General features: G+C 75.9%; 19 protein-coding genes and 1 tRNA gene. 14 read left to right on the forward strand and 6 right to left on the reverse strand.

Annotation, left to right across the window (positions count from 1 at the left end; translation table 11 throughout):
- Positions 1–8: 8 nt before the first annotated feature.
- A complete protein-coding gene (locus MT994_RS09290; protein ID WP_076405353.1) occupies positions 9–929 on the reverse strand; it encodes a phosphotransferase in 921 nt (306 codons plus the stop codon).
- 121 nt (positions 930–1,050) lie between these two features.
- On the opposite strand from MT994_RS09290, the gene nudC reads away from it, so the two are divergent.
- On the forward strand, positions 1,051–2,178 hold the full coding sequence (nudC, locus tag MT994_RS09295) for an NAD(+) diphosphatase (RefSeq protein ID WP_354805990.1): 1,128 nt from the start codon (positions 1,051–1,053) through the stop codon (positions 2,176–2,178).
- 129 nt (positions 2,179–2,307) lie between these two features.
- Here nudC and MT994_RS09300 read toward each other — a convergent pair whose 3' ends face one another.
- A complete protein-coding gene (locus MT994_RS09300) occupies positions 2,308–2,574 on the reverse strand; it encodes a mycoredoxin (RefSeq protein ID WP_354805991.1) in 267 nt (88 codons plus the stop codon).
- A 126-nt stretch (positions 2,575–2,700) separates the two neighbouring features.
- Between MT994_RS09300 and MT994_RS09305 the strand changes: the two genes are divergently transcribed.
- From MT994_RS09305 to MT994_RS09315, 3 genes are all read left to right on the forward strand, one after another.
- On the forward strand, positions 2,701–4,755 hold the full coding sequence (locus MT994_RS09305) for an ATP-dependent DNA helicase UvrD2 (protein WP_194522237.1): 2,055 nt from the start codon (positions 2,701–2,703) through the stop codon (positions 4,753–4,755).
- 166 nt (positions 4,756–4,921) lie between these two features.
- Positions 4,922–5,077 (forward strand): hypothetical protein, encoded by a 156-nt coding sequence (locus tag MT994_RS09310; protein ID WP_157464294.1) that lies wholly within the window; start codon positions 4,922–4,924, stop codon positions 5,075–5,077.
- A 250-nt stretch (positions 5,078–5,327) separates the two neighbouring features.
- Complete coding sequence (locus MT994_RS09315; protein ID WP_206153811.1) at positions 5,328–5,687, forward strand: WhiB family transcriptional regulator; 360 nt, start codon at positions 5,328–5,330, stop codon at positions 5,685–5,687.
- Here the strand turns inward: MT994_RS09315 and MT994_RS09320 are convergent.
- Complete coding sequence (locus MT994_RS09320) at positions 5,661–6,761, reverse strand: ThiF family adenylyltransferase (protein WP_354805992.1); 1,101 nt, start codon at positions 6,759–6,761, stop codon at positions 5,661–5,663. The genes MT994_RS09315 and MT994_RS09320 overlap by 27 nt on opposite strands.
- A 236-nt stretch (positions 6,762–6,997) precedes the next feature.
- Here MT994_RS09320 and MT994_RS09325 point away from each other — a divergent pair, with 236 nt between their 5' ends.
- The gene (locus MT994_RS09325) at positions 6,998–7,597 is read left to right on the forward strand and encodes a YgjP-like metallopeptidase domain-containing protein (RefSeq protein ID WP_232322607.1); all 600 of its coding nucleotides are present in this window, start codon (positions 6,998–7,000) and stop codon (positions 7,595–7,597) included.
- A gap of 13 nt (positions 7,598–7,610) precedes the next feature.
- On the opposite strand, the gene MT994_RS09330 is transcribed toward MT994_RS09325, so the two are convergent.
- Positions 7,611–9,203 (reverse strand): zinc-dependent metalloprotease, encoded by a 1,593-nt coding sequence (locus MT994_RS09330; RefSeq protein ID WP_354805993.1) that lies wholly within the window; start codon positions 9,201–9,203, stop codon positions 7,611–7,613.
- A 171-nt stretch (positions 9,204–9,374) separates the two neighbouring features.
- On the opposite strand from MT994_RS09330, the gene MT994_RS09335 reads away from it, so the two are divergent.
- Positions 9,375–10,385 carry an NAD-dependent epimerase/dehydratase family protein gene (locus MT994_RS09335; protein ID WP_228485398.1) on the forward strand — a complete coding sequence of 337 codons (1,011 nt, stop codon included), beginning with the start codon at positions 9,375–9,377 and terminating at the stop codon, positions 10,383–10,385.
- 68 nt (positions 10,386–10,453) lie between these two features.
- On the forward strand, positions 10,454–11,563 hold the full coding sequence (locus tag MT994_RS09340) for a PDZ domain-containing protein (RefSeq protein WP_354805995.1): 1,110 nt from the start codon (positions 10,454–10,456) through the stop codon (positions 11,561–11,563).
- A gap of 15 nt (positions 11,564–11,578) precedes the next feature.
- Here MT994_RS09340 and MT994_RS09345 read toward each other — a convergent pair whose 3' ends face one another.
- Positions 11,579–12,208, reverse strand: a complete 630-nt coding sequence (locus MT994_RS09345) for a PPA1309 family protein (protein WP_354805996.1) — start codon at positions 12,206–12,208, stop codon at positions 11,579–11,581.
- 162 nt (positions 12,209–12,370) lie between these two features.
- Here MT994_RS09345 and MT994_RS09350 point away from each other — a divergent pair, with 162 nt between their 5' ends.
- From MT994_RS09350 to MT994_RS09375, 6 genes are all read left to right on the forward strand, one after another.
- The gene (locus MT994_RS09350; protein WP_354805997.1) at positions 12,371–15,430 is read left to right on the forward strand and encodes a UPF0182 family protein; all 3,060 of its coding nucleotides are present in this window, start codon (positions 12,371–12,373) and stop codon (positions 15,428–15,430) included.
- A gap of 132 nt (positions 15,431–15,562) precedes the next feature.
- Positions 15,563–16,615, forward strand: coding sequence for an aldose 1-epimerase (locus tag MT994_RS09355; protein WP_354805998.1), 1,053 nt, complete (start codon positions 15,563–15,565; stop codon positions 16,613–16,615).
- Between the two features lie 62 nt (positions 16,616–16,677).
- A tRNA-Met gene (locus MT994_RS09360) sits at positions 16,678–16,751 on the forward strand.
- 199 nt (positions 16,752–16,950) lie between these two features.
- Complete coding sequence (locus MT994_RS09365; protein ID WP_076405159.1) at positions 16,951–17,829, forward strand: ABC transporter substrate-binding protein; 879 nt, start codon at positions 16,951–16,953, stop codon at positions 17,827–17,829.
- A 7-nt stretch (positions 17,830–17,836) separates the two neighbouring features.
- Complete coding sequence (locus MT994_RS09370) at positions 17,837–18,766, forward strand: amino acid ABC transporter permease (RefSeq protein WP_051876628.1); 930 nt, start codon at positions 17,837–17,839, stop codon at positions 18,764–18,766.
- Positions 18,763–19,557: an amino acid ABC transporter ATP-binding protein gene (locus MT994_RS09375; RefSeq protein WP_354805999.1), complete on the forward strand. Its 795-nt coding sequence runs from the start codon at positions 18,763–18,765 to the stop codon at positions 19,555–19,557. Before MT994_RS09370 ends, MT994_RS09375 begins: the two co-directional genes overlap by 4 nt.
- 156 nt (positions 19,558–19,713) lie before the next feature.
- On the opposite strand, the gene MT994_RS09380 is transcribed toward MT994_RS09375, so the two are convergent.
- A complete protein-coding gene (locus MT994_RS09380) occupies positions 19,714–21,915 on the reverse strand; it encodes a protein kinase (RefSeq protein ID WP_354806000.1) in 2,202 nt (733 codons plus the stop codon).
- 95 nt (positions 21,916–22,010) lie between these two features.
- Between MT994_RS09380 and MT994_RS09385 the strand changes: the two genes are divergently transcribed.
- A complete protein-coding gene (locus MT994_RS09385; protein WP_354806001.1) occupies positions 22,011–24,014 on the forward strand; it encodes a DUF255 domain-containing protein in 2,004 nt (667 codons plus the stop codon).
- Positions 24,015–24,044 lie beyond the last annotated feature (30 nt).

Below are 24,044 nucleotides of genomic sequence, written 5' to 3' on the forward strand. Positions count from 1 at the left end.
GCGACGCCTCAGTCGTCGGCGTCCTGCGTCGCCTCGTCGAGGTCGGCCAGCATGTCGAGGGCGTCGGCGACCACGTCGTCGAGCCCGTTGCGCACGCCGTGCAGGAGCCAGCGCGCGAGCGCGAGCTCGCCGACGAGGAGCGCGCGGTCGAGCAGGTGCTTGTCGGTGAGCTCGGTACGGCGCAGCTGGTACGCCTCCATGATCGAGTCGACGGCCTCGGGCGGTGCCGAGACGAGCAGCCACGCGAGGTCGTCGGCGGGGTCCGCGACGCGCGCGCTCGCCCAGTCCGTCACCGCGACGACGCGTCCGCGGGCGACGAGCACCTGCTCCGGGCCCAGGTCGCCGTGCACGACGACCGGCTGGAACCGCCACAGCGAGACGTCCTCGAGCGCGGTCTCCCAGCGGCGCAGGAGCGTCGGGGGGACCTTGCCCGTGGCCGCGGCCTCGTCGAGCTCCGCCATGCGGCGCGCGCGGTACTCCTCGACCTCGTAGCCCGGCAGGCCGGCGTCGTCGACGATCGCGCGCGGCAGCTCGTGGACCGACGCGAGCACGCGGCCCAGGTCGGCCGCGAGCCCCGGTCCGGGCCGCAGGCTGTCGACGTCGAGCGGCTCGCCCTCGAGCGCGGGGTGCACGACGGCCCGCCCGCCCTCGGGCAGGAGCGCGGTGCCGCTGACGCGCGGCACGGCGAACGACAGCACCCCCGACTCGGCGTAGTGCTGCAGCGAGCCCAGCAGCTCCGCCTCGGCCTCGAGCGCGGCGCCGGCCTGGAGGCTGCGGGGTGCGCGCACGGTCCAGCGGGCGCCGTCGGCGTCGGTGACGACGGCGGTGTCGTAGTCGCCCGGGTCCTCGACGGGCCGCGCGCTGCGGGCGTCCAGGCCGGGCACGGCGGCGGTCGCGAGCGCGGCGAGGGTCAACGGAGAGCGAGGCACGCGACCACGGTAGTCGGTCCCCGCGCGCGCCCGGTCGACCCACGCCGTCCGACGCCGCACCCCGCCCCGCGGCGCCGCGCGCAGGCGGGTGGCTCGGCCGGGGGTGGCCTACGGTCGGGGGGTGAGCACCTCTGCCGCCCGGCCGTCGTCGGGCACGAGCGACCCCGCCGCGGCCCCGGACCGACCGACGACCGCGCCGCCCGGCACCCCGGCCGACGCCGGGACCGGCACGGCCCCCGGGCCGGGCGCCCTGCCGCGCACCCCGCTGGACCACCTCCCGCTGCCGCTCGACGGCGCGTTCGTCGACCGCGCGGAGCACCGCCGCGCGGAGCCGGACCTCGTGCGCACGCTGCGGTCGCAGCCCACGACGCGCGTCCTGCTGGTCCACCGCGGCCGGCTCGCGCTCGGCGGCCCGGGCGCGGCGGACGGTGTCGCCCTCCTGGATCCGGCCGAGCTGCGCGACGTCGACCCGGCGACCGACGACGACCAGGGCCGCTGGCTCTTCCTCGGCGAGGGCGACGGCACGGCGTACCTCGCGCTCGTCCTGCCCGACGACGCTGACGCCGAGGAGGTCGACATCGAGGGCGTGGACGCCTCCGAGCCGTTCGCCGTGCTCGCGCGCGAGCGGACGTGGTCGGGGCTGCGGGACCTCGTCGGCGAGGTCGGGGCGCCCGTCGCGGGGCTCGCGACGGAGGCGGTCGCGCTCGCGGCGTGGCACGCGAACCACCCGCGGTGCCCGCGCTGCGGCGGTCGGACGACCGTCGAGAAGGGCGGCTGGACGCGCCGCTGCGTGGCCCAGGGCGTCGAGCTGTACCCGCGCACGGACCCGGCGGTCATCATGACGGTCGTGCACGGCGAGGGGGCCGACGAGCGCCTGCTCCTGGGGCACGCGGCGCACTGGCCGGAGCGGCGGTTCTCGACCCTCGCGGGCTACGTCGAGCCCGGGGAGTCGCTCGAGAACGCGGTGCGGCGGGAGGTCGCGGAGGAGGCGGGCGTCGTCGTCGGCGACGTGGCCTACCGGGGGAGCCAGCCCTGGCCGTTCCCCGCCTCGCTCATGCTCGGGTTCTCGGCGCGCGCGCTGACGACCGAGCTGCACGTGGACGGCGTCGAGCTCACCGACGCGCGCTGGTTCACGCGGGCCGAGCTGGCCGACGCCGTCCGGTCGGGCGAGGTGCTGCTGCCGGGCCGGTCGTCGATCGCGCGGGCGCTCGTCGAGGACTGGTTCGGCGCGCGCCTCGCCGACGACTGAGGGTGGCCCAGGTGGCCCAGAGCGGCGGGCGGCGAGGGGCGGCGCGGCGCACCGCCGTCGGGCCGTCCGTGCTCGGGGACGCGGAAGGGCCCGGTCCGGACGTCCGGACCGGGCCCTCCTGCGGCCGCGTCAGGCGGCGAGGCGCTTCTTGACCTCCGCGAGGGACGGGTTCGTCGCGGCGGAGCCGTCCGGGAAGACGACGGTCGGCACGGTGCGGTTGCCGTCGTTGACGGACTCCACGAACTCGGCGGTGCCGGGCGTCTCCTCGATGTTGACCTCGGTGTAGCCGATGCCCGCGGAGTCGAGCTGCGTCTTGAGGCGGCGGCAGTACCCGCACCAGGTCGTCGAGTACATGACGATCGAGCCGGCGTCGGGAAGGGTCGGGGCGGTGCTCATCGAGGGCTCTCCTGCTGCGGTTCCGGGCGGCGCGTGCCGCGGGCGGTCGGGTCGTGACGGTAACACCGGGGGAGCGCGGGCTGTTCCCCGCCCGCGTGTCACCGGGGGCTGCGAGAATCGCGGGTGATGTCCACGCCACCGGTCTCACGCCCGCTCGCCCACCGCTCCGCCGACGAGATCCTCGACGCGCTCGACCCCGACCAGCGCGACGTCGCGGTCGCGCTGCGCGGGCCCGTGTGCGTGCTCGCCGGCGCGGGGACGGGCAAGACGCGCGCGATCACGCACCGCATCGCGTACGGGGTCCGCACGGGCGTGTACGTGCCGACGAGCGTGCTCGCCGTGACGTTCACGGCGCGCGCGGCGGGCGAGATGCGCACACGCCTGCGCGAGCTCGGCGCGACGGGCGTCCAGGCGCGCACGTTCCACGCGGCCGCGCTGCGCCAGCTCGGCTACTTCTGGCCCAAGGTCGTCGGCGGGGCGCCGCCGCGCATCCTCGAGCACAAGGCGCCCGTCGTCGCGGAGTCGGCGCGGCGGCTCGGCGTTGGGGTGGACCGCGTCGCGGTGCGGGACCTGTCGTCCGAGATCGAGTGGGCCAAGGTCTCGCTCGTCACCGCCGACGACTACGTCCGCGCGTGCGAGGCGATCGACCGCGAGCCCCCGGCCGGCTACGACCACCAGACCGTCGCGCGCCTCCTCACGGCCTACGAGGACGTGAAGACGGAGCGGTCGGTCATCGACTTCGAGGACGTGCTCCTCATGCTCGGCGACATGCTCGCGACGCAGGGCACGGTGGCCGACGAGGTGCGGCGCCAGTACCGCCACTTCGTCGTCGACGAGTACCAGGACGTGTCGCCCCTGCAGCAGTTCGTGCTCGACCAGTGGCTCGGGGGGCGCGACGAGCTGTGCGTCGTCGGGGACCCGTCGCAGACCATCTACTCGTTCACCGGCGCGACGCCGCACCACCTCCTCACGTTCTCGCGCACGCACCCCAAGGCCCAGGTGATCCGCCTGGTGCGCGACTACCGCTCCACGCCGCAGGTGGTGAACCTCGCGAACCAGCTCCTCGCGCGCGCGGGCCGCGCGGGCGGCGCCCACCAGGCGCTCGAGCTCGTCGCCCAGCGGCCGGCCGGGCCGCCCGTCGCCTTCACCGCGTACGACGACGACGAGGCCGAGGCGAGCGGGATCGCGCAGCGCATCGGGCGGCTCCTCGCCGCGGGCACGCGCGCGAGCGAGATCGCCGTGCTCTACCGGACCAACGCGCAGTCCGAGGCCTTCGAGTCGGCGCTCGCCGACGCGGGCATCGGCTACCTGGTACGGGGAGGGGAGCGCTTCTTCCAGCGCAAGGAGGTGCGCGACGCGATCGTCCTCCTGCGCGGCGCGGCGCGCTCCGCCGACCCGGACGTCCCCATGCCCGAGACGGTGCGCGACGTTCTGGCCGCCGCGGGCTGGGCCCCGGCGCCGCCTGCCGCGCGCGGCGCGGCGCGCGAGCGCTGGGAGTCCACGCAGGCGCTCGTCGCGCTGGCCGACGACGTCGCGGGGCTCGCCGCCGCGTCCGACGCCCCGGCCCCGACCGTCGCGGCCTTCGTCGCCGAGCTCGACGAGCGCGCCGCCGCGCAGCACGCCCCGACGGTCGAGGGCGTCACCCTGGCGTCGCTGCACGCGGCCAAGGGGCTCGAGTGGGACGCCGTCTTCCTCGCGGGGATGAGCGAGGGGCTCATGCCGATCTCCCTCGCCGAGACGGACGAGGCGGTCGCGGAGGAGCGCCGGCTGCTCTACGTCGGCATCACGCGGGCGCGCGAGCACCTCGAGCTCTCGTTCGCGCGCTCGCGCAACCCGGGCGGCCGGGCGACGCGCCGGCGCACGCGCTTCCTCGACGGGCTCTGGCCCGACGAGCCCGGCGCGCGCGGGCCGCGGCGTGCTCGCGCCGGGCAGGCGAAGGTCCGGCTCACGGGGGAGTACGACCAGGCGCTGTTCGAGGAGCTGCGCGAGTGGCGTCGCCAGGTCGCGCAGGAGACGGACAAGCCGGCGTTCACCGTGCTCGTGGACTCGGCGCTCGCCGCCATCGCCGAGACGCGCCCCACGAGCCCGGCCGGGCTGGCGCGCATCAACGGTCTGGGGCCCGCGAAGATCGAGCGGTACGGGGCCACGATCCTCGAGATCGTGCGCCGTGCGGAGGGCTGACGAGGCGCTCTGCCCGGCCCTCGACGAGGGCCGGGTGAACTCGTCGAAGAAATTCCCGTAAATAAGTTGTGCCTCCTGCGAAGGGCGGCATATGGTCGACGAGTCCTGTTGGGAAGGGGCGCGCCGAGAGGCGGGCGCCTGATGGAGAGAGGGGGTGGGAGAGCTGATGAACAACCAGATCGCCATGGCGAACCTGCTGGATCACGCGTCCGTGTACACGGGCACGCCAGGAGAGCTCCGTCCGCGTGCCATCGCGCACCGCGGCGGCACCTTCATCGCCCGCCCCGCTCCCGACTCCGCCCCCAGGACGAACCCGGTCTGACCGACCGGACCCTTCCAGGCCGCGGAGTCCCTCTAGGACCCGCGGCCTTCGTGTTCTCCGAGCACGTCCGCCGATGAGGATCACCGGCACCACCCGTCTCCACGAGACGGGGCCGCTGTCCTCAGGGTCCTGTGACGACGACGTTCACACCCACGACAGGACATCACTGGAGGACATCGTGCGGCTCACCGCGCTGCTCGACAACATCACCGCTCAGGGGGGATCCGGCCCCTGGGTCCCCCACCAACCGCTGGCCACGCCGCTCGGCGAGAACGACTCCGCGGAGTTCGACCGCCTGCTCGCGGGCCTGCTGCCCTGCCGCACCAACGACCCGGAGCTCTGGTTCGCCGAGCGCACCGCCGAGGTCGAGGAGGCCAAGGCCCTGTGCCGCACCTGCCCGCTTGTCGAGGGCTGCCTCGCCGGTGCGGTCGAGCGCCGCGAGCCCTGGGGCGTCTGGGGCGGCGAGGTCTTCGTGGACGGCGTCGTGGTCGCGCGCAAGCGCGGCCGCGGCCGTCCGAGCAAGGCCGAGGTGCTCGCCCGCGAGGCCGAGCGCCAGGCCCACGAGGCCGCGCGGACCGAGGCGTCAGTCGGCGCCTCGACGGCGGCCTGACATGGGCAGCGGCGCCCCGTCCGGGGGCGTGCGCGCCAGCTCGCCGCACCCGCAGCGCGGGTGGCGGCTCGACCCGCGCAGCCGCGGCACGGCATCGGGAGCAGGAATCTCGATGCCGGCCGTGGCTGCGCGGGGCACAAGCCCGTCCAGGGCTGCCAGGACCTGACCGAGCGCGACGGCCGCCGCCGACGCCGCGAGGAGCGTCTCCTCGCCCCGGTGCACCGACGCCTCGCGCAGCTGTCGCGCGACCTGCGGCCAGCAGGGGTCCACGTCCGCGCGGTGCAGGTCCGCGCACGTCAGGCACGGGTCGAGCCCCGGCCGGACGAACGGCCCGACCACGACGTCGGCCTCGCGCACCACGACCGACAGGTGCGCGACCCCTGCACCCACCAACCTCCGGACCCGGACCGGGTCCGCGGCTCCGTGCTCGACCACGACGACGACGTCGGGCGCGGGTGCCCGTGCCTCCTCCGGCGTGACCGGGGTCGAGGCCGTCACGACGCCCGGGGCGACCTCCTCGACGATCCGCCGCACTGCGCCCTCGCGCGGCGACCCGACGTCCCGCAGCCGGTACGCCCCGCCTCCGACGTCCGTGGCGAGCACGGTGCCCGGGTCGTCGAGCACGAGCACGCCCACCCCCGCGGTCGCGAGGTGGACGGCGAGCGCGGCACCCACCCGGCCGAGCCCGACGACCCCGACCGTCGCCCGGGCGCGCGCCGCGAGGACGCGGTGCCCCGCGCCGTCGGGCAGCAGGGACGACAGCACCGCGAGATCCGCCGCGCCGTGACCCGGGGCGGGCGACGCCGGCCGGCGCCGACGCGCCGCCACGAGGAGGTGCGCCTCGTCGAGCAGGCGGACGAGCGCGGCGCGGCGCGTGCGCTGCGCCGGGGAGCCCGGGACGTCGGGTGCGTCGCCGCGCCGCGCGGGCCCGGCGAGCGCGCGGAGCCAGCGCTCCTCGTCGGCGTCGAGCCCGGTGAGCCGCACCGACCACCGGGGGTCGGAGCCGACCTGCACCTCGCCGGGGCCCCGCCGCAGGAGCGGCGCCTCGGGTCGCAGCACGCGTCGTCGCTGCACGGCTCCTCCGTCCGTTCGTCGTCCGGGCGCCCGACCGGCCGCCCGCCGTCAGCCTGGCACGGCCCCGAGGCGCGCCGACGGTTGTCCACAGGCTCCTCGCGATGGTCCCGCGGGGAGGATTTCTTTGCCGTCGCCACAGGTCTCCACGTCGTCCGCTCGACCGAACGTCGCGGGAGAGCGCGCCACTCCGGGCGTGCCCCTGCCATTTCGTGGCGAGAACCACTACGGTCTGAGGCGTGGTCCGGGAGACGATCGTGGAGGTTCGCCGCAGCCGCCGACGCAAGAGCACGGTGAGCGCCTACCGCGACGGCGAGCGCACGATCGTCGCGATCCCGGCGCGGTTCACGCGCGCGCAGGAGCGCGAGTGGGTCCAGCGCATGCTCGACCGCCTCGCCGACTCCGAGCGTCGGCGGCGGCCGTCGGACGCCGAGCTGGCGCGCCGCGCCGTCGAGCTGTCCGACAAGTACCTGGACGGCCGCGCCCGCCCCACGAGCGTGCGGTGGGCGGGGAACCAGGACCGCCGCTGGGGCTCGTGCACGCTCATCGACGGCACGATCCGCATCTCGACGCGCGTCCGGGGGATGCCGTCCTGGGTGCTCGACTACGTGCTGCTGCACGAGCTCGCGCACCTGCTCCACGCCGGCCACGGCCCGGGGTTCTGGAAGCTCCTCGAGGCCTACCCGCGTACCGAGCGGGCACGAGGATTCCTGGAGGGCGTGTCGTTCTCGCGCGACGCGGACCTCGAGCCGGACGACGCGGACCTCGAGCCGGGCGACGTCGAGGCGGGGGACGGCGCCGCGGAAACCGCGGCACCGCCCGCGGACGCCGGGAACTGACGCCCAGGTCAGGTCAGCGCGGCGCGCCGCCCTGGCCGGTCGCCTCGCCCGTCCCGCCGTCGTCCGTCGGTCCGGCCGCGTCCGGGTCGTCCGCGGACCCGTCGGCGACCGGGGCGTCGTCGTCCGAGCCGTCGGCCGTCGCCTGCGCCGACTCAGTGGTGGGTGACCCCTCCGCGGCGCGGAAGATCTCCTCGAGCGCGCGGTCGACGTCGGCCTCCTCCGCGCGGGTCGCGGCGCGCCGGCCCTCGTAGCCGGACGGGTCGTCGAGGTCGGTCCCGTCGGGGAGCAGGTCGGGGTGGTCCCACACAGCGTCGCGCGCACCCGCGCCGGACTGCGCCGCGATGAGCGCCCACAGGGCGGCCGCGTCGCGCGAGCGCCGCGGGCGCAGCTCGAGGCCGACGAGCGTCGCGAACGTGTGCTCCGCGGGCCCGCCCGCCGCCCGACGACGGCGCAGCATCTCCCGCAGCGGGACCGCGTGGGGCAGGTGGGGGAGCGCGGCGACGGCGGTCACCTCGTCCACCCAGCCCTCGACGAGCGCGAGCGTCGTCTCGAGGCGCAGCAGGGTCGCCTGCTGCTCGGGCGTGTTCTGCAGGCCGAAGACGCCGCCCGACAGCGCGCGCTGGAGCGCGTCGGTGTCCGCGAGGTCGACGTCGGCGAGCTGCGACTCGAGCGCGGAGAGGTCGATGGTGATGCCGCGCGCGTAGGCGTCGACGAGCCCGCGCAGGTGCCCGCGCAGCCACGACACGTGCGTGAACAGGCGCGCGTGGGCGGCCTCGCGCAGGGCGAGGAAGAGGCGGACCTCCTCGGCGGGGGCGTCGAGGCCCTCGGCGAACGCCGCGACGTTCGTCGGCAGGAGGACCGTCGCGGGGCGGTCCAGCAGCGGCAGCCCGACGTCGGTCGCGCCGAAGACCTCGCGCGAGAGCGTCCCGGCGGCCTGGCCCACCTGCATGCCGAACACCGCGGAGCCGAGGCGCCGCATGAGCGCGGCCGGGTCGCCCGCGGGCAGCCCGAGCGCACCGGCCGGCAGGCCGGGCAGGGTGAACCCGACGCCCGGCAGGGCGGAGGTGTCGTCCGCCATGCCCTCGGGGAGCTGGTCGCGCAGGACCGTGGCGAGCGCGTCCGCGACGGACGCGGCGACCGGGGCGACGAGCTCGTTCCACGCGGGGAGCGTGTGCTCGACCCACTCGGACCGGCTCCACGCCTGGCTCTTCCCGCCCGACGGCGGCAGGTCGGTGACCGCGTCGAGCCAGAGCTCGGCGACGGACAGCGCCTCGGTGACCGCGCGCTGCTGCGCCGGCGAGATCGACGGGTCGCCCTCGGCGACGGCGACCTGGCGCGCGACGTCGTGCGAGACGTCGGTGTTGACCGGGCCGTCGCTCGGCGTCGCGAGCATGCGCTGCACCTGCGCGAGGACGTGCTGGAAGAGCTGCGGGTCGGCCGCGCCGCCCGCGGCGAGCGCCTGCGGGTCGAGCCCGCGGGCGCGCAGCTCGCGCAGCGCCTCGTCGGCGTCGGGCCCGAGCATCGAGCGGAGCAGCTCCTCGAACCGCGGGTCGAAGGGCGTGTCGTCGTCCGGTCCGGGCGTGCGGTCGGGGGGAAGGCTGCTCATGGCGACTCCTCACGGTAGCGTCGGTGATCACCGTAACCACGATCGAGCGCCGAGAACGGGGGCTGGGCCATGTCCGAGGGCCGGGTTCGCTCACGGCGCAGCGAGGCGCTCCCCGCGGCGGGCGAGCCCCCGGCCGGTCCGGGGGAGGACCCCACGGCGAGCGCGGTGACCATGCCCGCGGACGAGGTCGCCGACCCCGACCCGGTGGTGGTCGTCGGCGTCGGGCAGGTCGCGGACGCGGTGCGCGCGGGCCTGGGCGCCGCCGAGGCGTCGCCCGTGGACGCGCTCGTCTGGCCCGCCGGGGCGCGCCGTCTCGTCGTGGTCGCGCCCGCGGGGGAGTTCGGGACGCCGCGCGCCCGGACGGACGCGGAGCAGCGCGCGCGCCTCGCGCTCCTGGGCCGGCGTGCGGGGGAGGCGGCGGTCGCGGCGGGGATCGAGCACGTCGTCGCCGTGTCGTCGGCCGCGGTGCACGGCGCGTCGCCCGAGCGGGGCGTCATCGACGACGACGACCCCGTGGCCGCCGACGACGGGCCCGGCTTCGCGGGCGACCTCGTCGCGTTCGAGGACGCGCTGCGCGACGCGCTCGACGGCGTGCCGCTCGCGCTCGTGCGGCCGGCGGTCGTCGTCGGGCCGGGCGTGGACACCGTGCTCACGCGGCACTTCGAGGCCCCGCGCCTGCTCACGGTGCGTGGCGGTGGCCGCACGTGGCAGCTCGTGCACGTCGACGACGTGGTGGGCGCGGTGCGCGTCGCGCTGGACCAGGGTCTCGTCGGCGGTCTGACGGCCGGGCCGGTGCGCGACGGCGAGCCCGACGCGCTCGACTCGGAGACGGTGGCCGCGGCGGCCGGGATGCGCACGGTGCAGCTCCCGCCCGCGACGGCGTTCGGCGCCGCCGAGCGGCTGCACCGGGTCGGCGCGCTCCCGTCCCCGGCGAACGACCTCGCGTTCGTCGTGCACCCGTGGTCGGTCTCGGCGCGGCGCCTGCACGACGCCGGGTGGCGCCCGGAGTGGTCGGGCGCCGCGGCGCTCGAGGTGCTCCTGGCCGAGGTGCGCGGCCGCACGGGCGTCGGGGGTCGCCGGTTCGGGGGCCGGGACGCCGCGGCGCTCGGCGCGGCCGGGGCGGCCGTCGCGGTCCTGGGCACGGCCGCCGTCTGGCGGCAGGCCCGCTCGCGCCGCCCGTAGGGGCGGCTCCCGGGCGGCGTCCACGCCGTCGGCAGGGAGATCCCAGCAACCTCGGGGATGATGTCCCGGTGAGCGACGCCCCCTCCTTCGACGCCCTCCTCACCGAGGACGAGCACGACCCGCCGCCCGTGACCCGGCGGTCGTTGACGTTCGGCATCTCCCTGCTCGCGACGACGCTGCTCGTCGCGGGCCTCGCGATCCTTCCCGCGCCGTACGCGGTGCGGTCGCCGGGCCCGACGGAGGACACGCTCGGCCAGCAGGACGGCACACCCCTCATCTCGATCACGGGCGCCGAGACGTACGACTCGACGGGCGAGCTGCTCCTGACGACCGTGTCCGTCGCCGGCGGCCCGGGCTACCCGGTGAACCTCGGCCAGGTGGTGCAGGGGTGGTTCGACCGGTCGCGCAGCGTGCGCCCCGTCGAGGAGGTCTTCCCGACGGGCCGCACCAAGGAGGAGACCGAGCAGCAGGGCCAGGCCGAGATGATCAGCTCGCAGGAGAACGCGACGGTCGCCGCGCTCACCGAGCTGGGGTACGACGTGCCCGCCACGCTCACGGTCGAGGGGACGGTGCCGGACAGCGGGTCCGACGGCGTCGTCGAGCCGGGGGACGTCATCGTCGCGCTCGACGGCACGCCCGTGCGGACGTACCAGGACCTCATCGACGGTCTGGCGGCGGTCGACCCGGGCGACGACGTGACGCTGCGCGTGCAGCGCGACAGCGCGGAGACGGACCTCACGGTCGCGACGACCGACGGCGGCGACACCGCGCTGCTCGGCGTGTTCATCGACCCCGCGTTCGACTTCCCGGTCGACGTCGAGATCCAGATCGAGGACATCGGCGGCCCGAGCGCGGGCACGATGTTCGCGCTGGGGATCGTCGACCAGCTCACGCCCGAGGACGAGGCGAACGGCGTCGTCATCGCGGGCACGGGCACCATGAGCGTCGAGGGCGACGTGGGGCCGATCGGCGGCATCCAGCAGAAGCTCTACGGCGCGCTGCGCGACGGCGCGACGTGGTTCCTCGCCCCGCAGGCCAACTGCCCCGAGGTCGTGGGGAACGTGCCCGACGGCCTGCACGTGGCGGCGGTCTCCACGCTCGCCGACGCGCGCGCGGCGATGGAGGCGATCGGCGCGGGCGAGGGCGACTCGCTGCCCACGTGCGAGGCGCGCGGCTGACGACGCCGCGGGCCGTCAGTCCTCGAGCGTCGCGCGCAGCGCCTCGACCAGCCCCGGCACGAGGTCCGGTCCGCCCGCGACGTCCGTCGCCGAGTCGTGGGCGCGCGAGCGGACGGCGCACCACGTGGGGCCGTCGCGCAGCACGCCGACGGCGAGGCGCACGTCCTGCCGGTCAGGGTGGTTCGTGAGGTAGTCGAGCGCGGCGTCCGGGTCGTCGGGGACGCCCTCCTCGGCGGCCGGCGGCAGCACGATCCGCTCGACGACGAGCGCGGCGCCGTCGACCGTCGCCGGCCACGCGACGCGGGCGAGCCCGTCCTCGAGGTCGCCGTCCACGGCGAAGCCCTCCTGCTCGATCGACAGCAGGTGGTACGGGTCCGCCTCGGCCGCGGCCACGACGTCGGGCGGGAGCCGGTCGGCGAGCGTCGGGTCGGCGCCGAGGGCGCCCGCCGTCCCGACGAGCGCGAAGAGCCGGGGCGGGACGTCCCAGCCCGCGTCGGCCGCGTGCGACTCGATCTCGTGCACCGCGAGCGCGAGCGCGTGCTGCGGGGCGGGGCCGCCGGGCGCGACCGGGTCGGGACCGGCGTCGGGTCCGGGCACGGGGGTGGTGGCGTCGGGACCGGGGGCGGCGTCGTCAGGCTGGGGCATGACCCCATCGTCCCTCATCGGCGCCGCCCCGCGCCGCCCCGCACCGCCGTGGGCCGGGTGCCGGCCGTCCCCCACGAGGCGCCGGACCGTGGGAACCTTGGGGGAGGACCGGGCGTTGACCCCGGTGCACGCCCGAGCCACGACCGAAGAGGTATACCCACCGTGTCATTCGCCGCAGCGCCCCGCCGGCCGTCCTCCGGGGGGCGGCCCGCCCGGCGCCGGAGCCCGATCGGGATCGCGATCGCCGTCGTCGGCGCCCTCGTCGTCCTCCTGCTCCTGCTCGCCCAGTTCTGGACCGAGGTGCTGTGGTTCCAGCAGCTCGACTTCGCGAACGTCCTGTGGACCCAGTGGGGCACGCGCATCGCCCTGTTCGTCGCGGGCTTCCTCGTCATGGGCGGGCTCGTCTTCCTGTCGTTCTCGCTCGCGTACCGGTCGCGGCCCATCTACGCGCCGTCCACACCCGAGCAGGCGACCCTCGACCAGTACCGCGAGGCGATCGAGCCGCTGCGCAAGGTCGTCATGATCGTGGCCCCGGCGCTCGTTGGCTTCTTCGCCGGAGCGGCGGCGTCCTCGCAGTGGCAGACGGTCCTCCTCGCGCTGAACTCGGTCCCGTTCGGCACGACGGACCCGCAGTGGGGCATCGACCTGTCCTTCTACGTCTTCACGCTGCCCGCCCTCCGGTTCGTCGTGAGCTTCCTCATGGCGGTCGTCATCATCGCGGGCATCGCCGCGGTCGCGACGCACTACCTCTACGGCGGCCTGCGGATCGGCGGCGGCTCCGACGCGGGTCCCCGCACGACGACCGCCGCGCGCGTCCAGCTCTCGGTGATCGCGGCGCTGCTGCTCGTCCTCATCGGCGCGAACTACTGGCTCGACCGGTACTCGATCCTCACGTCGGGCGGCGCGAAGTTCGACGGCGCGTCGTACGCGGACGTGCACGCGGTGATCCCGTCCAAGGCGATCCTCACGGTCGTCGCGCTCTTCGTCGCGGCCCTGTTCGTGGTGACCGCGGTGCGCGGCAACTGGCGCCTGCCCGCCATCGGCGTGGGCCTCATGGTGGTCTCGGCCATCGCGATCGGCGGGATCTACCCGGCCGTCGTCCAGCGCTTCCAGGTCACGCCGAACGCGCAGGACTTCGAGGAGGAGTACATCCAGCGCAACATCGACGCGACGAAGGCCGCCTACGGCATCGACGACGTCGAGACCGAGCAGTACAACGCCAAGACCGAGGCCGAGGCCGGCGCGCTGCGCGAGGACGCGGACACGACGGCGTCGATCCGCCTCCTGGACCCGGAGATCGTCAGCCCGTCGTTCAGCCAGCTCCAGCAGAACAAGCAGTACTACCAGTTCTCGAGCTCGCTGTCGGTGGACCGCTACACGATCGACGACGAGAGCCGCGACACCGTCATCGCCGTGCGCGAGCTCAACCAGGACGGCCTCGGCGCCGACCAGCGCAACTGGGTCAACGACCACACGGTCTACACGCACGGCTTCGGCGTCGTGGCGGCGTACGGCAACCAGATCGGCCCCGACGGCCGCCCGGCGTTCTACGAGGGCTCGATCCCGTCGACGGGTGCCTTCACGGACGCGGGCGGCTACGAGCCGCGCATCTACTTCTCGCCCGAGGCGCCCGAGTACTCGATCGTCGGCGCGCCCGAGGGGCGTGAGCCGTGGGAGCTCGACTACCCGGTGGACGACGCGGGCGGCCAGGTCAACAACACGTTCCCCACGGACGAGGTCGCGGCCGGGCCGAGCGTCGGGTCGTTCGTCAACAAGGTGCTCTACGCCCTGAAGTTCGGGTCCGAGCAGATCCTGTTCTCCGACCGCGTGACGGACGAGTCGCAGATCCTCTACGACCGCAGCCCGCGCGACCGCGTCGCGAAGGTCGCGCCGTACCTCACGCTCGACGGGCGCGTGTACCCGGCGGTCGTCGACGGCCGCGTGAAGTGGATCGTGGACGGCTACACCACGTCGAACGCCTACCCGTACTCCACGTCGGAGTCGCTCGAGGACTCGACGCGCGACTCGCTCGTCGCGGCCAACTCGGTCGAGGCGCTCGCCCCGCAGCAGGTGAACTACATCCGCAACTCGGTGAAGGCGACGGTCGACGCGTACGACGGCTCCGTCGACCTCTACGCGTGGGACACGGAGGACCCGGTCCTCCAGGCGTGGTCGAACGTCTTCCCGAGCTCCGTGCAGCCGCTGTCCGAGATCTCGGGCGACCTCATGAGCCACCTGCGCTACCCCGAGGACCTGTTCAAGGTGCAGCGCACGCTCCTCGCGAGCTACCACGTGGACGACGCGAACGAGTTCTTCTCTGGCCAGGACTTCTGGCGCAGCCCCGAGGACCCGACGGCGAGCGGGAACGTCAAGCCGCTCCAGCCGCCGTACTACCTCACGCTGCAGATGCCGAGCCAGGAGGCGCCGACCTTCTCGCTCATGTCGACGTACATCCCGGGAGGTGGCTCGGACCGCAACATCCTCACCGGCTTCCTCGCGGTGGACGCGGAACCGGGCAGCGAGGCGGGCGTGCGGTCGGAGGACTACGGCACGCTGCGGCTCCTCGAGCTGCCGCGCAACGCGACGGTGCCCGGACCAGGTCAGGTGCAGAACAACTTCAACACCGACCCGACGGCGGCCGACGGCCTGCTGGCGCTGCGCCGCGGTGACTCGACCGTCATCAACGGCAACCTGCTGACGCTGCCGGTCGGTGGCGGCCTGCTCTACGTCCAGCCGGTGTACGTGCAGTCGACCGAGGGCACGCGGTTCCCGCTGCTGCGCAAGGTGCTCGTCTCCTTCGGTGACGAGATCGGCTTCGCCGACACGCTCGACGAGGCGCTGGACCAGGTGTTCGGCGGCGACTCGGGCGCGAACGCCGGTGACGCGGACGGCGGCGTCGAGACCGAGGTCCCGGACCAGCCGGCCGACGGCGAGTCGCCGGACGCGGGCACGACCGACCCGGGCACGACCGACCCCGGCACCGAGCCGCCGGCCACCGAGGAGCCGGCCCCGCCGGCCGACGGCGGCACGGTCGACGGCGGCGCGCGCGCCGAGCTCGACCAGGCGCTGCGCCAGGCGCAGCAGGCCATCGAGGACGGCCAGGCGGCGCTCGCCGAGGGCGACTTCGCGGCCTACGGCGAGGCGCAGGACCGCCTGCAGCAGGCGCTCGAGTCGGCCCTCGCGGCCGAGCAGGCGCTCGACACCGAGTCGTCGGCAGGCTGACGCACGGGTCGCGCGAGCGACGCAGCGCCACGGTCGGGCGGGGACACCAGCGGGTGTCCCCGCCCGACCGTCGTCTGCGGCCGTTCGGGACGGAGTTGTCATTTCCCGCCCCGGGCGGGAGGATCGCTCCTCGTGACTTCTGCAACGGTTTGCAGCAACGCTTTCAGCGCGGCGGGCGACGACACCACGACCGTGCCGGCGGTGCGGCTGCACCACACGTCGGGCGCCGAGCTCGTGGTCGCGCTGCGTGGCGCGGCCGTCCTCGCGTGGCGCGCCCCCTGGCGCGGCGCCGACGGCGTCGAGCGCGTCGAGGACCTCGTCGACGGGTATGCCGACGAGGCGGAGGTCGCCGCGCACGACGCCGCGCGGTCGGCGCTCATGGCGCCGTTCGTCAACCGCCTCGCGGGCGGCGAGTACGTGTTCGACGGCGTCCGGCACCACGTGCCCCCGGTGCTGCCCTGGGAGCCGCTCACCATGCACGGGTTCGCGCGCACGCTCGACTGGACGGTCGTCGAGGGCGCGGGGGAGGACGGGGTCGCCGCGCGCGACACGGTGGCCGTCGACGGGGCGGAGCGAGAGTCCGTGACGCTCCGGACGGTCGTCCACGCCGACGCGCACGCCGGCTACCCGTTCGCGCTCGTCCTGGAGGTCCGGTACGTCCTCGGCTCCGGCTGCCTCGACGTCACGCTGCGCGCCCGCAACGTCGGGACGACCGCGGCCCCCGTCTCGCTCGGCTGGCACCCCTACCTCCGGGTCCCCGGGCACGGCACGGTCGACGCGCTGGAGCTCACCGTGCCCGCTCGTCGCGCCGTCGTCACCGACGCCGGGATGTTCCCGCTCGCGGGCGAGGCCGCGTTCGGGGCGATCGACGGCGTCGGCCCGCTGCCGCTCGCGGGCGTGCGCCTCGACCACGCGTTCGCCGACCTCCGGGCCGACGCCGACGGCCGCGCGCGCACGGTCGTATGCGACCCCGCCACGGGGCAGGGGCTCGCCGTCTGGCAGGAGCGCGGCCTCGTGCACGTCTACACGGGCGACGGTCTGGCGCGGCGCGGCCGCGCGGCGATCGCGGTCGAGCCGGTGGAGACGCTGACCGACGCGTTCAACCGTCCCGACTGCGCCGCCGACGTGCGGCTCGAGCCGGGGGCCGTCCGGGAGTTCGCCTTCGGGGTCGAGGTCCTGGCGTGACCCACGTCTCGTCCACCCGATTTGGCCTGGTCCGGAACCTCACGTAGAGTAGTGATCACCGACGCGGGGTGGAGCAGCTCGGTAGCTCGCTGGGCTCATAACCCAGAGGTCGCAGGTTCAAATCCTGCCCCCGCTACTCCTGAGAGGCCCTCGGTCAGCAGACATGCTGACCGAGGGCCTTTCGCTTTCCCCCGTGCACGGTCGGCGTCCTCGTGCTGTGACGCGCCCCACCCGGCCGAGGCGCGGGCGGGGGAAGCCACGGCCCACGGCCCGGCGTTATCGTCAGTGGCCGGCGCCCACCACTCCCGCGGGCGCCCGACACCCGGAAGGTCACCATGCGCCGTCTGCGTCCCCGTCCCGCCGTCCTGACCGCCGTCACGGCGGTCGCCGCGCTCACGCTGGCGGCCTGTTCGTCGGGTGCCGACGACGGCGGCGACGCCGCGAGCCCGAGCGAGAGCGCGTCGGGAGACGCGCAGTGCGAGCCCGGTGCGCTCCCGACGCTCACCGACGGCGTGCTGACCGTCGGTGCGGGCGAGCCGTACTCCCCGTGGTACGTGGGGGAGCAGGACTCGGGCGAGGGCTTCGAGTCGGCCCTGATCTACGCCGTCGCGGACCGCCTGGGCTACGCGGCGGACGACGTCGTGTGGGAGACCGTGACGTTCGAGCAGATCATCAGCCCGGCCGTGAAGCCGTTCGACGTGGCGGCGTACCAGACGTCGATCACGGACGAGCGGAAGCAGGCCGTCGACTTCTCGAGCCCGTACCTCACGACGCGCCAGGGCGTCATCGTCATGGAGGACGGCCCGTACGCGGGCGCGACGACGCTGGCCGAGCTCGACGGCGCGCGCATCGGGGTCACCGCCGCCCAGACCAGCCTCACGCTCGCGGAGGCCGCATGGGGCGAGGACGCCGACATCTCGCCGTACAGCGCCGCGGGCGACGGCATGCAGGCGCTGCAGTCCGGCACGATCGACGCGATGGTCATGGACGTCGACCAGGGCGTCGCCGCCTCGACCGAGTACTTCCCGGACTCCGTCGTCATCGGCACCCTGCCCGACGAGGGCGTGGTCGAGCAGTACGGCCTCGTGCTGGACCTCGGCTCGGAGCTCACGGACTGCGTGTCGCAGGCCGTCGACGACCTTGAGGCGGACGGCACGCTCGCCGAGCTGCGCACGACGTGGCTCAAGTCGGACGACATCCCCGTCCTCCAGTGACCCGGCCATGACCGTGCCCGACGACGCGCGCCCGCCCGGGCGCGTCGGGTCGCCCGACGCCGTCCCGGCCGCCGCGTGGTCGCCGTCGCCGCTCGCGCTCGACCGGGCGGCGTTCCGGCGTGCGCAGCGGCGGCGGTCGCTCCTCGTCGCGCTCGTGAGCACGGTGCTCGTCGTCGCGGCGGTCGTGCTCGTCGTCGTCAACGCGCCGGGCTGGGAGCGGGCGCGCACCGCGTTCTTCGACCCGGCGATGGCGTGGGAGTCGCTGCCCGCGATCCTCGAGGGCCTGTGGCTCAACCTGCGCGTGTGGGTCGTCGCGGGTGTCGTCGGCACGGTGCTCGGGCTCGGCCTCGCGGTCGCGCGCACGAGCCGTATCCCGGCGCTGTTCCCGCTGCGGGCGTTCGCGACGGTGTACGTCGACCTGTTCCGCGGCGTGCCGCTCCTGCTCGTGCTGCTGCTCGTCGGGTTCGGGCTGCCGGCGCTGCGGCTGGAGTGGCTGCCGACGTCGGGCGCGTTCCTCGGCGCGCTCGCGATCGTCCTGACGTACACCGCGTACCTCGCGGAGGTGTTCCGCGCGGGCATCGAGTCGGTGCACCCGTCGCAGGTCGCGGCGGCGCGCTCGCTCGGCCTCACGCGCGCGCAGACGACGCGGCGCGTCGTCCTGCCGCAGGCGGTGCGCAACGTCACCGCACCGCTCGCGAACAACCTCGTGTCGCTGCAGAAGGACTCGGGCCTCATCTCCGTCCTCGGCGCCGTCGACGCGATCCGCGCCGCGCAGATCGCGACGACCGGCAGCTACAACTTCACGCCCTACGTCGTCGCGGGGATCCTGTTCTTCCTCGTGTCGTTCCCGCTGACGCGCGCGGTCGACGCGTACCAGGCGCGTCGCGGCTGGGGCCGGTCGCTCGCGACGGTGAGCGGGGCGGGGGACATCCGATGAGCGCGTCCGCGACGTCCGGCGCAAGCCCCCAGGACGCGCGTCACCTGTTGTCCCTGCGGGGCGTGCGCAAGACGTACCCGGCCGCGGGCGCCCCGGGCGGGCGGCGGGTCGTGCTCGACGGCATCGACCTCGACGTCGACGCCCACCGGTGCGTCGTGCTCGTCGGGTCGTCCGGCTCGGGCAAGTCGACGCTGCTGCGCGTCGTCAACCTGCTCGACGAGGTCGACGACGGCCAGATCCTGCTCGACGGCGAGGACGTCGCCGACCCGCGCCTCGACGCGAACCGCGTGCGGGCGCGCATGGGCATGGTCTTCCAGGCGTACAACCTGTTCCCGCACCTCACGGTGCTCGACAACGTGACCCTCGCGCCCCGGCTCGTGCACCGGCGCTCGCGCGAGGAGGCCGAGGCGGCGGCGGTCGAGATGCTGGGTCGCGTCGGGCTCGGGCACAAGGTGACGTCCTATCCCGACCAGCTCTCGGGCGGCGAGCAGCAGCGCGCGGCGATCGCGCGCGCCCTCGTCAACGGTCCCGAGCTGCTCCTGCTCGACGAGGTGACGTCCGCGCTCGACCCCGAGCTCGTGGGCGAGGTGCTCGACCTGCTCGCCGAGCTGCGCGCGGAGGGCCGCACGATGCTCGTCGCGACGCACGAGATGGGGTTCGCTCGCCGCGTCGCCGACGAGGTGTGCTTCCTCCACGAGGGCCGCGTCCACGAGCGCGGCACGCCCGAGCAGGTGCTCGGCGACCCGCAGCGCGAGCGGACCCGCGCGTTCCTCCGCCGCCTGCACGCCTGACCCCGCCCGCCGCATCGCGCCGAGCACGAGGTTGCCGTCGTCCTGACGCCCGGGACGACAGCGACGTCGTGCTCGACGGCGCGTGGGGTCGTTCTCGTCCGACGGTGCCCGCGCTCGGGGGCGTCTTCGCGCCGCCCGACCCGGCCCGACCCCCGGTCAGCCGCGCAGCACGAGCACGACCGTCGCAGCGACCGACGCGCAGGCGACGAGGACGTACGGCCACGTCCACGTGCGCTGCCCGGTGACGCGCAGCACCACGGCCACCGCGAGCGCGGCCAGGGCGAGCACGGGACCGTCGACGAGCGGGGCCAGGTCGACCGAGACGCGCAGGGTCTCCAGGAGCTGTGGCGGCAGGGGGACGAACGGCTGGCTCTGGCGGGCCGCGCCGTCGGGCACGAGCCACAGCGTGCGCAGCACCGCCAGGACCGCGAGGACGCGCGGAAGGGCCCGCAGGAGCGCGCCCCCGACCCGGGCGCGGTCCCAGGACGACGACGCGGCAGGTCCGACGGGACGTGCGGACCGTGCGGCGGACGCCGGGGCCGCCTCCTGGCGCGGCGCCGTTGTGGCCGCGGGCGTGCCGGCGGCGCGCGGGGCCGGGGTGCTCGCGACCGCCGCACCGGTGATGCGCGGCCGGACGGACCCCGGACGCACGGCGGGCGACGGCGGCGTCGGGCCCAGGTGCCGGACGGGGCTTCGGCGCGGCGGGACCGACGGCGGGACCGGCCGGCCGACCTGCGTGGCGACGAGGTCGGGGGAGTCCATGACGCGGGTCCGTGCGACCGCAGGCGGGACCGGCTCCGGCCGGGGCAGCGCCGACGGACCGCGGCCCAGCGTGGAGACGCGCTGCACGGGCACCGGCCAGGGACGCGGGTCCGGGGAGCCGGACTCCGGCACCGGGACGGGGCCGGCCGTCCGCGACCGCGCGGCCCGGGCCACGGGCTCGGCGCCGGAGCCCGGCACGGGGAGCATCGGGTGCGTCGGGCGACGGTACTCGCGCCATCCGCGGAGGGTGTCGGCGTGCCCCGCGGGCGGTGCTGCGGCCTGCCACCGCATCGCCTGCCAGAGCCAGTCCTTGAGCTCCGCCGGGGTCCGGCCGTCGGCCACGTCCGCGCCGATGCTCGCGACGTGGTCCGCGATCACCTCGGCGGCCGCGCCGTCGAACCCGTCGCCGTGCACCTCGGCCAGCACGCTCATCAGCGTCGCGTCGTAGACCAGAGCGTGCCATGGCTCCCGGACGCGGGCCGCGTCGGCCGCCCTGCCGACCGGCGTGACCTCCGCCGCCCGCTCGGCCCGGACGGGTGCGCCGGTGGCGGCGGCCAGCCCGGCGACGGGGCCCAGCGCGCGCTCGGCCGCGGTGGCGCCGTCGGCCACGATCCGTGACGTGAGGAGCAGGGTGTCGTCGGGGGTCTGGCCGGCGAGCCGGGCCCGCAGCACCGCGACGACGCTCTCGAGCGCGGGGCGGTGGTTCGGCTGGTAGCGGGTCGCCGACAGGATCAGGTCCTGCAGGTGGGGGTCGATCTCGGGCAGCTCGGCGGGGGACGGGGCCGGCTCCGTCCCGGCCGGCACCCCGACCAGGTCGTCCGGGACCTCCCGCACGAGGTCGGCGGCCTCGAGGTCGCGGCCGAGGAAGTTGAGGTCCGCCGGCACGACCCCCGTGGTGGCGAAGATCAGGAGCAGGCCGAGCGCGTACACGTCCGAGCGGGGGTGCACGCGGCGGGCGAACAGCTCCGGCGCCATGTACGCGAGCGTCCCGACGGGCTGGGTGGACGTCGCCGTGTCGAACAGCTTGGCGATGCCGAGGTCGATGAGGACCGCCCGGTCGCCGTCGACCATGATGTTGGCGGGCTTCAGGTCGCGGTGCACGCAGTGCTGCTCCTGCAGCACGAGCAGGGCCTCCGCGACGTGCGACGCCAGCCGCAGCGCCTGCCGTCCGTCCAGCGGGCCCGACGCGCGGACCTGCTCGCGCAGCGTGGTGCCGGGGACCAGCTCCATGGCGAACCACGGCTGGTCGTCGTCCAGGCCCGAGCGCACGAACGCGGGGAAGCCGCGCCCGCCCACGGCCTCCAGCAGCCTCGCCTCCTGCGCGAAGCGCTCGCGGGAACCCTCCTGGAGACCCGTGAGCGCCTTCACGGCGACCTCCGCGCCGTCGGCGTCCGTCGCGCGGTAGACGTGCGCGAACCCGCCGTGCCCGAGCACGTCGGCGAGGGTGAACGGGCCCTTGCGGTCACCGCTCGCGGGCACCTGGCGGACGGGCCGGCGGGGCAGCGGCGCGGGGCCCGGCCCGGCGTCCGGATCGGCGGCAGGTCGGACGGAGACGTCGGTCGCCACCGCGAGGGCGGGCTGCTCGGGGCCGGGCATGGGCGCAACGTTACAAGCGCGCCGCTCCGGGACGGAGCAGACAACTCCGACGGCCCGGGCCGCGAGCGGCGCGTCGACCTGGGAGGCTGGACGTCATGGTCAACCGTCTCGCCGCCGCCGTGAGCCCGTACCTGCGCCAGCACGCCGGCAACCCGGTCGACTGGTACCCGTGGGGCGCCGAGGCGTTCGCGGAGGCGCGCCGCCGGGACGTGCCGGTCATGGTCTCGGTCGGGTACGCCACGTGCCACTGGTGCCACGTCATGGCGCGCGAGAGCTTCTCGGACCCGGACATCGGTGCGCTGCTCGCGCGCGGGTTCGTCGCGGTGAAGGTCGACCGCGAGGAGCACCCCGACGTCGACGCGAGCCTCCTCGCCGCGGCGAGCGCGTTCACCCCGGACCTGGGGTGGCCGCTCACGGTGTTCACGACGCCCGACGGCGCTCCCTTCTATGCGGGCACGTACTGGCCGCCCGTCCCCGTCGCCGGGCGACCCGCGTTCCGGGACGTGCTCGACGCCGTCGCGCAGGCCTGGGAGCAGCGGCGCGACCAGGCGGTCGAGACGGGGGAGGCGATCCGCGCGGCGCTGCGCGACGCGGCGGCGGGCCGCCGGACGGGCGTGCCGCGCGCGGCCGCGACGGCGGTCGACGGCTCGGGAGCGTCCGCCGGCGCGGGCGCCGGGCCGGTCGCCGACCTGGCCGAGCACGCCCGACGGGTCGTCGAGCGGCTGGAGGCGGCGGAGGACCGCGTGCACGGCGGCTTCGGGGGCGCCCCCAAGTTCCCCGTCGCCCCGACGCTCGAGCTCCTGCTCGACGTCGCGGCGTCGTCCGTCGTCGACCCGGAGGTCGCGCGGCGCGCGCTCGTCCTGGCGGGACGCACGGTCGACGCGATGGCGGCGAGCCCGCTGCGCGACGTCGACGGCGGCTTCTTCCGGTACGCGACCCGGCCGGACTGGTCGGAGCCGCACTACGAGCGGATGCTCTACGACAACGCGCAGCTGCTCTCGGCCGCGACGACGCTCGCCGTGCTGCGCCGGACGGGGCCCCTGGACGGACCGCTGCGCACGCCCGCCGAGGCGCCCGGCACGCCCGACCCGGGCGAGGCCACCGCCGAGGTGGCGGGCGACGTCGGGCGCTTCCTCCTGCGCGTGCTGCGCCTGGCCGACGGCGCGTTCGCGAGCGCGCAGGACTCGGAGTCCGTCGTGGACGGCGAGCGCGTCGAGGGCGGGTACTACCTGCTCCCGCCGGGCGAGCGCGCGCACCACGAGCCGCCGCCGCTGGACGCGAAGGTGCTCACCGGGTGGAACGGGCTCGCGATCGAGGCGCTCGCCCGCGCCGGGCACCACCTGGCCCTGCCCGACCTCACCGACGCCGCGCGGGCGGCCGCCGACCGGCTGCTCGCGACCCACGTCCGGGCCGACGGGTCGCTCGTGCGCGCGTCGGAGGGCGGGGTCGCCTCGGCCGCCGTCGCGACGCTGGAGGACCACGGCGCGCTCGCCACGGCGCTCCTCGTGCTCGGAGGCCTGACCGGGGATGCTAGGTACGTGCGCGAGGGCCTGCGCCTCGTCGACGCGACGGTCGGCCCGGACGGCGACCTCACGCCCCCGCAGGGCACGGACCCGGTGCTCACCGACCTGGGGTTGGCCGCCGGTGCGGCGGCCGACCCGTCGGAGGGCGCGGTGCCGTCGGGCACGACGGCGGCCGCCCGGGCCGCGCTGCTCGCCCACCTCGCGACGGGCGAGCCGCGGTACCGGGACGCGGCGCTCGCGCACGCCGCCGCGTCCGCCGCGGCGAGCGAGCACCCGCTCGGCGCGGCGGGGGTGCTGCGCGTCGCCGTCGGGCTCGCGGAGCCGCCCCACCAGCTCGTGGTCGTCGCCGACGCCGACCGGCACGCGGGGTTCCTCGCCGCCGCGCGCGACTGGTACCACCCGGGTGCGCTGCTGCTCGCCGCGACGCCCGACGACGCCGCGACCCTCGCCGCCGACGGCGTCGCCCTGCTCGCCGACCGCGGGCCGGGCGCCTACCTCTGCGCGGACTTCGTGTGCCGGCTCCCGGTGCACGACCCCGCGGCGCTGCGGGACCAGCTCGGCGCCCGGACACCCTGAGACCGGGGGTGCAGCGCACTCCCGGCGGTC

Origin of the sequence: Cellulosimicrobium sp. MI9406, from assembly GCF_040595865.1 — a bacterium.
Taxonomy (GTDB): Bacteria; Actinomycetota; Actinomycetes; order Actinomycetales; family Cellulomonadaceae; genus Cellulosimicrobium; species Cellulosimicrobium funkei.

Bases quoted from the DNA above. Each gene is read 5' to 3' on its own strand.
- MT994_RS09305 (WP_194522237.1), top strand. From the start codon at position 2,701: ATGTCCACGCCACCGGTCTCACGCCCGCTCGCCCACCGCTCCGCCGAC.
- MT994_RS09365 (WP_076405159.1), top strand. From the start codon at position 16,951: ATGCGCCGTCTGCGTCCCCGTCCCGCCGTCCTGACCGCCGTCACGGCG.
- MT994_RS09335 (WP_228485398.1), top strand. From the start codon at position 9,375: ATGCCCGCGGACGAGGTCGCCGACCCCGACCCGGTGGTGGTCGTCGGC.
- MT994_RS09380 (WP_354806000.1), bottom strand. From the start codon at position 21,915: ATGCCCGGCCCCGAGCAGCCCGCCCTCGCGGTGGCGACCGACGTCTCC.
- MT994_RS09385 (WP_354806001.1), top strand. From the start codon at position 22,011: ATGGTCAACCGTCTCGCCGCCGCCGTGAGCCCGTACCTGCGCCAGCAC.
- MT994_RS09345 (WP_354805996.1), bottom strand. From the start codon at position 12,208: ATGCCCCAGCCTGACGACGCCGCCCCCGGTCCCGACGCCACCACCCCC.
- MT994_RS09300 (WP_354805991.1), bottom strand. From the start codon at position 2,574: ATGAGCACCGCCCCGACCCTTCCCGACGCCGGCTCGATCGTCATGTAC.
- MT994_RS09310 (WP_157464294.1), top strand. From the start codon at position 4,922: ATGAACAACCAGATCGCCATGGCGAACCTGCTGGATCACGCGTCCGTG.
- MT994_RS09370 (WP_051876628.1), top strand. From the start codon at position 17,837: ATGACCGTGCCCGACGACGCGCGCCCGCCCGGGCGCGTCGGGTCGCCC.
- MT994_RS09375 (WP_354805999.1), top strand. From the start codon at position 18,763: ATGAGCGCGTCCGCGACGTCCGGCGCAAGCCCCCAGGACGCGCGTCAC.
- MT994_RS09330 (WP_354805993.1), bottom strand. From the start codon at position 9,203: ATGAGCAGCCTTCCCCCCGACCGCACGCCCGGACCGGACGACGACACG.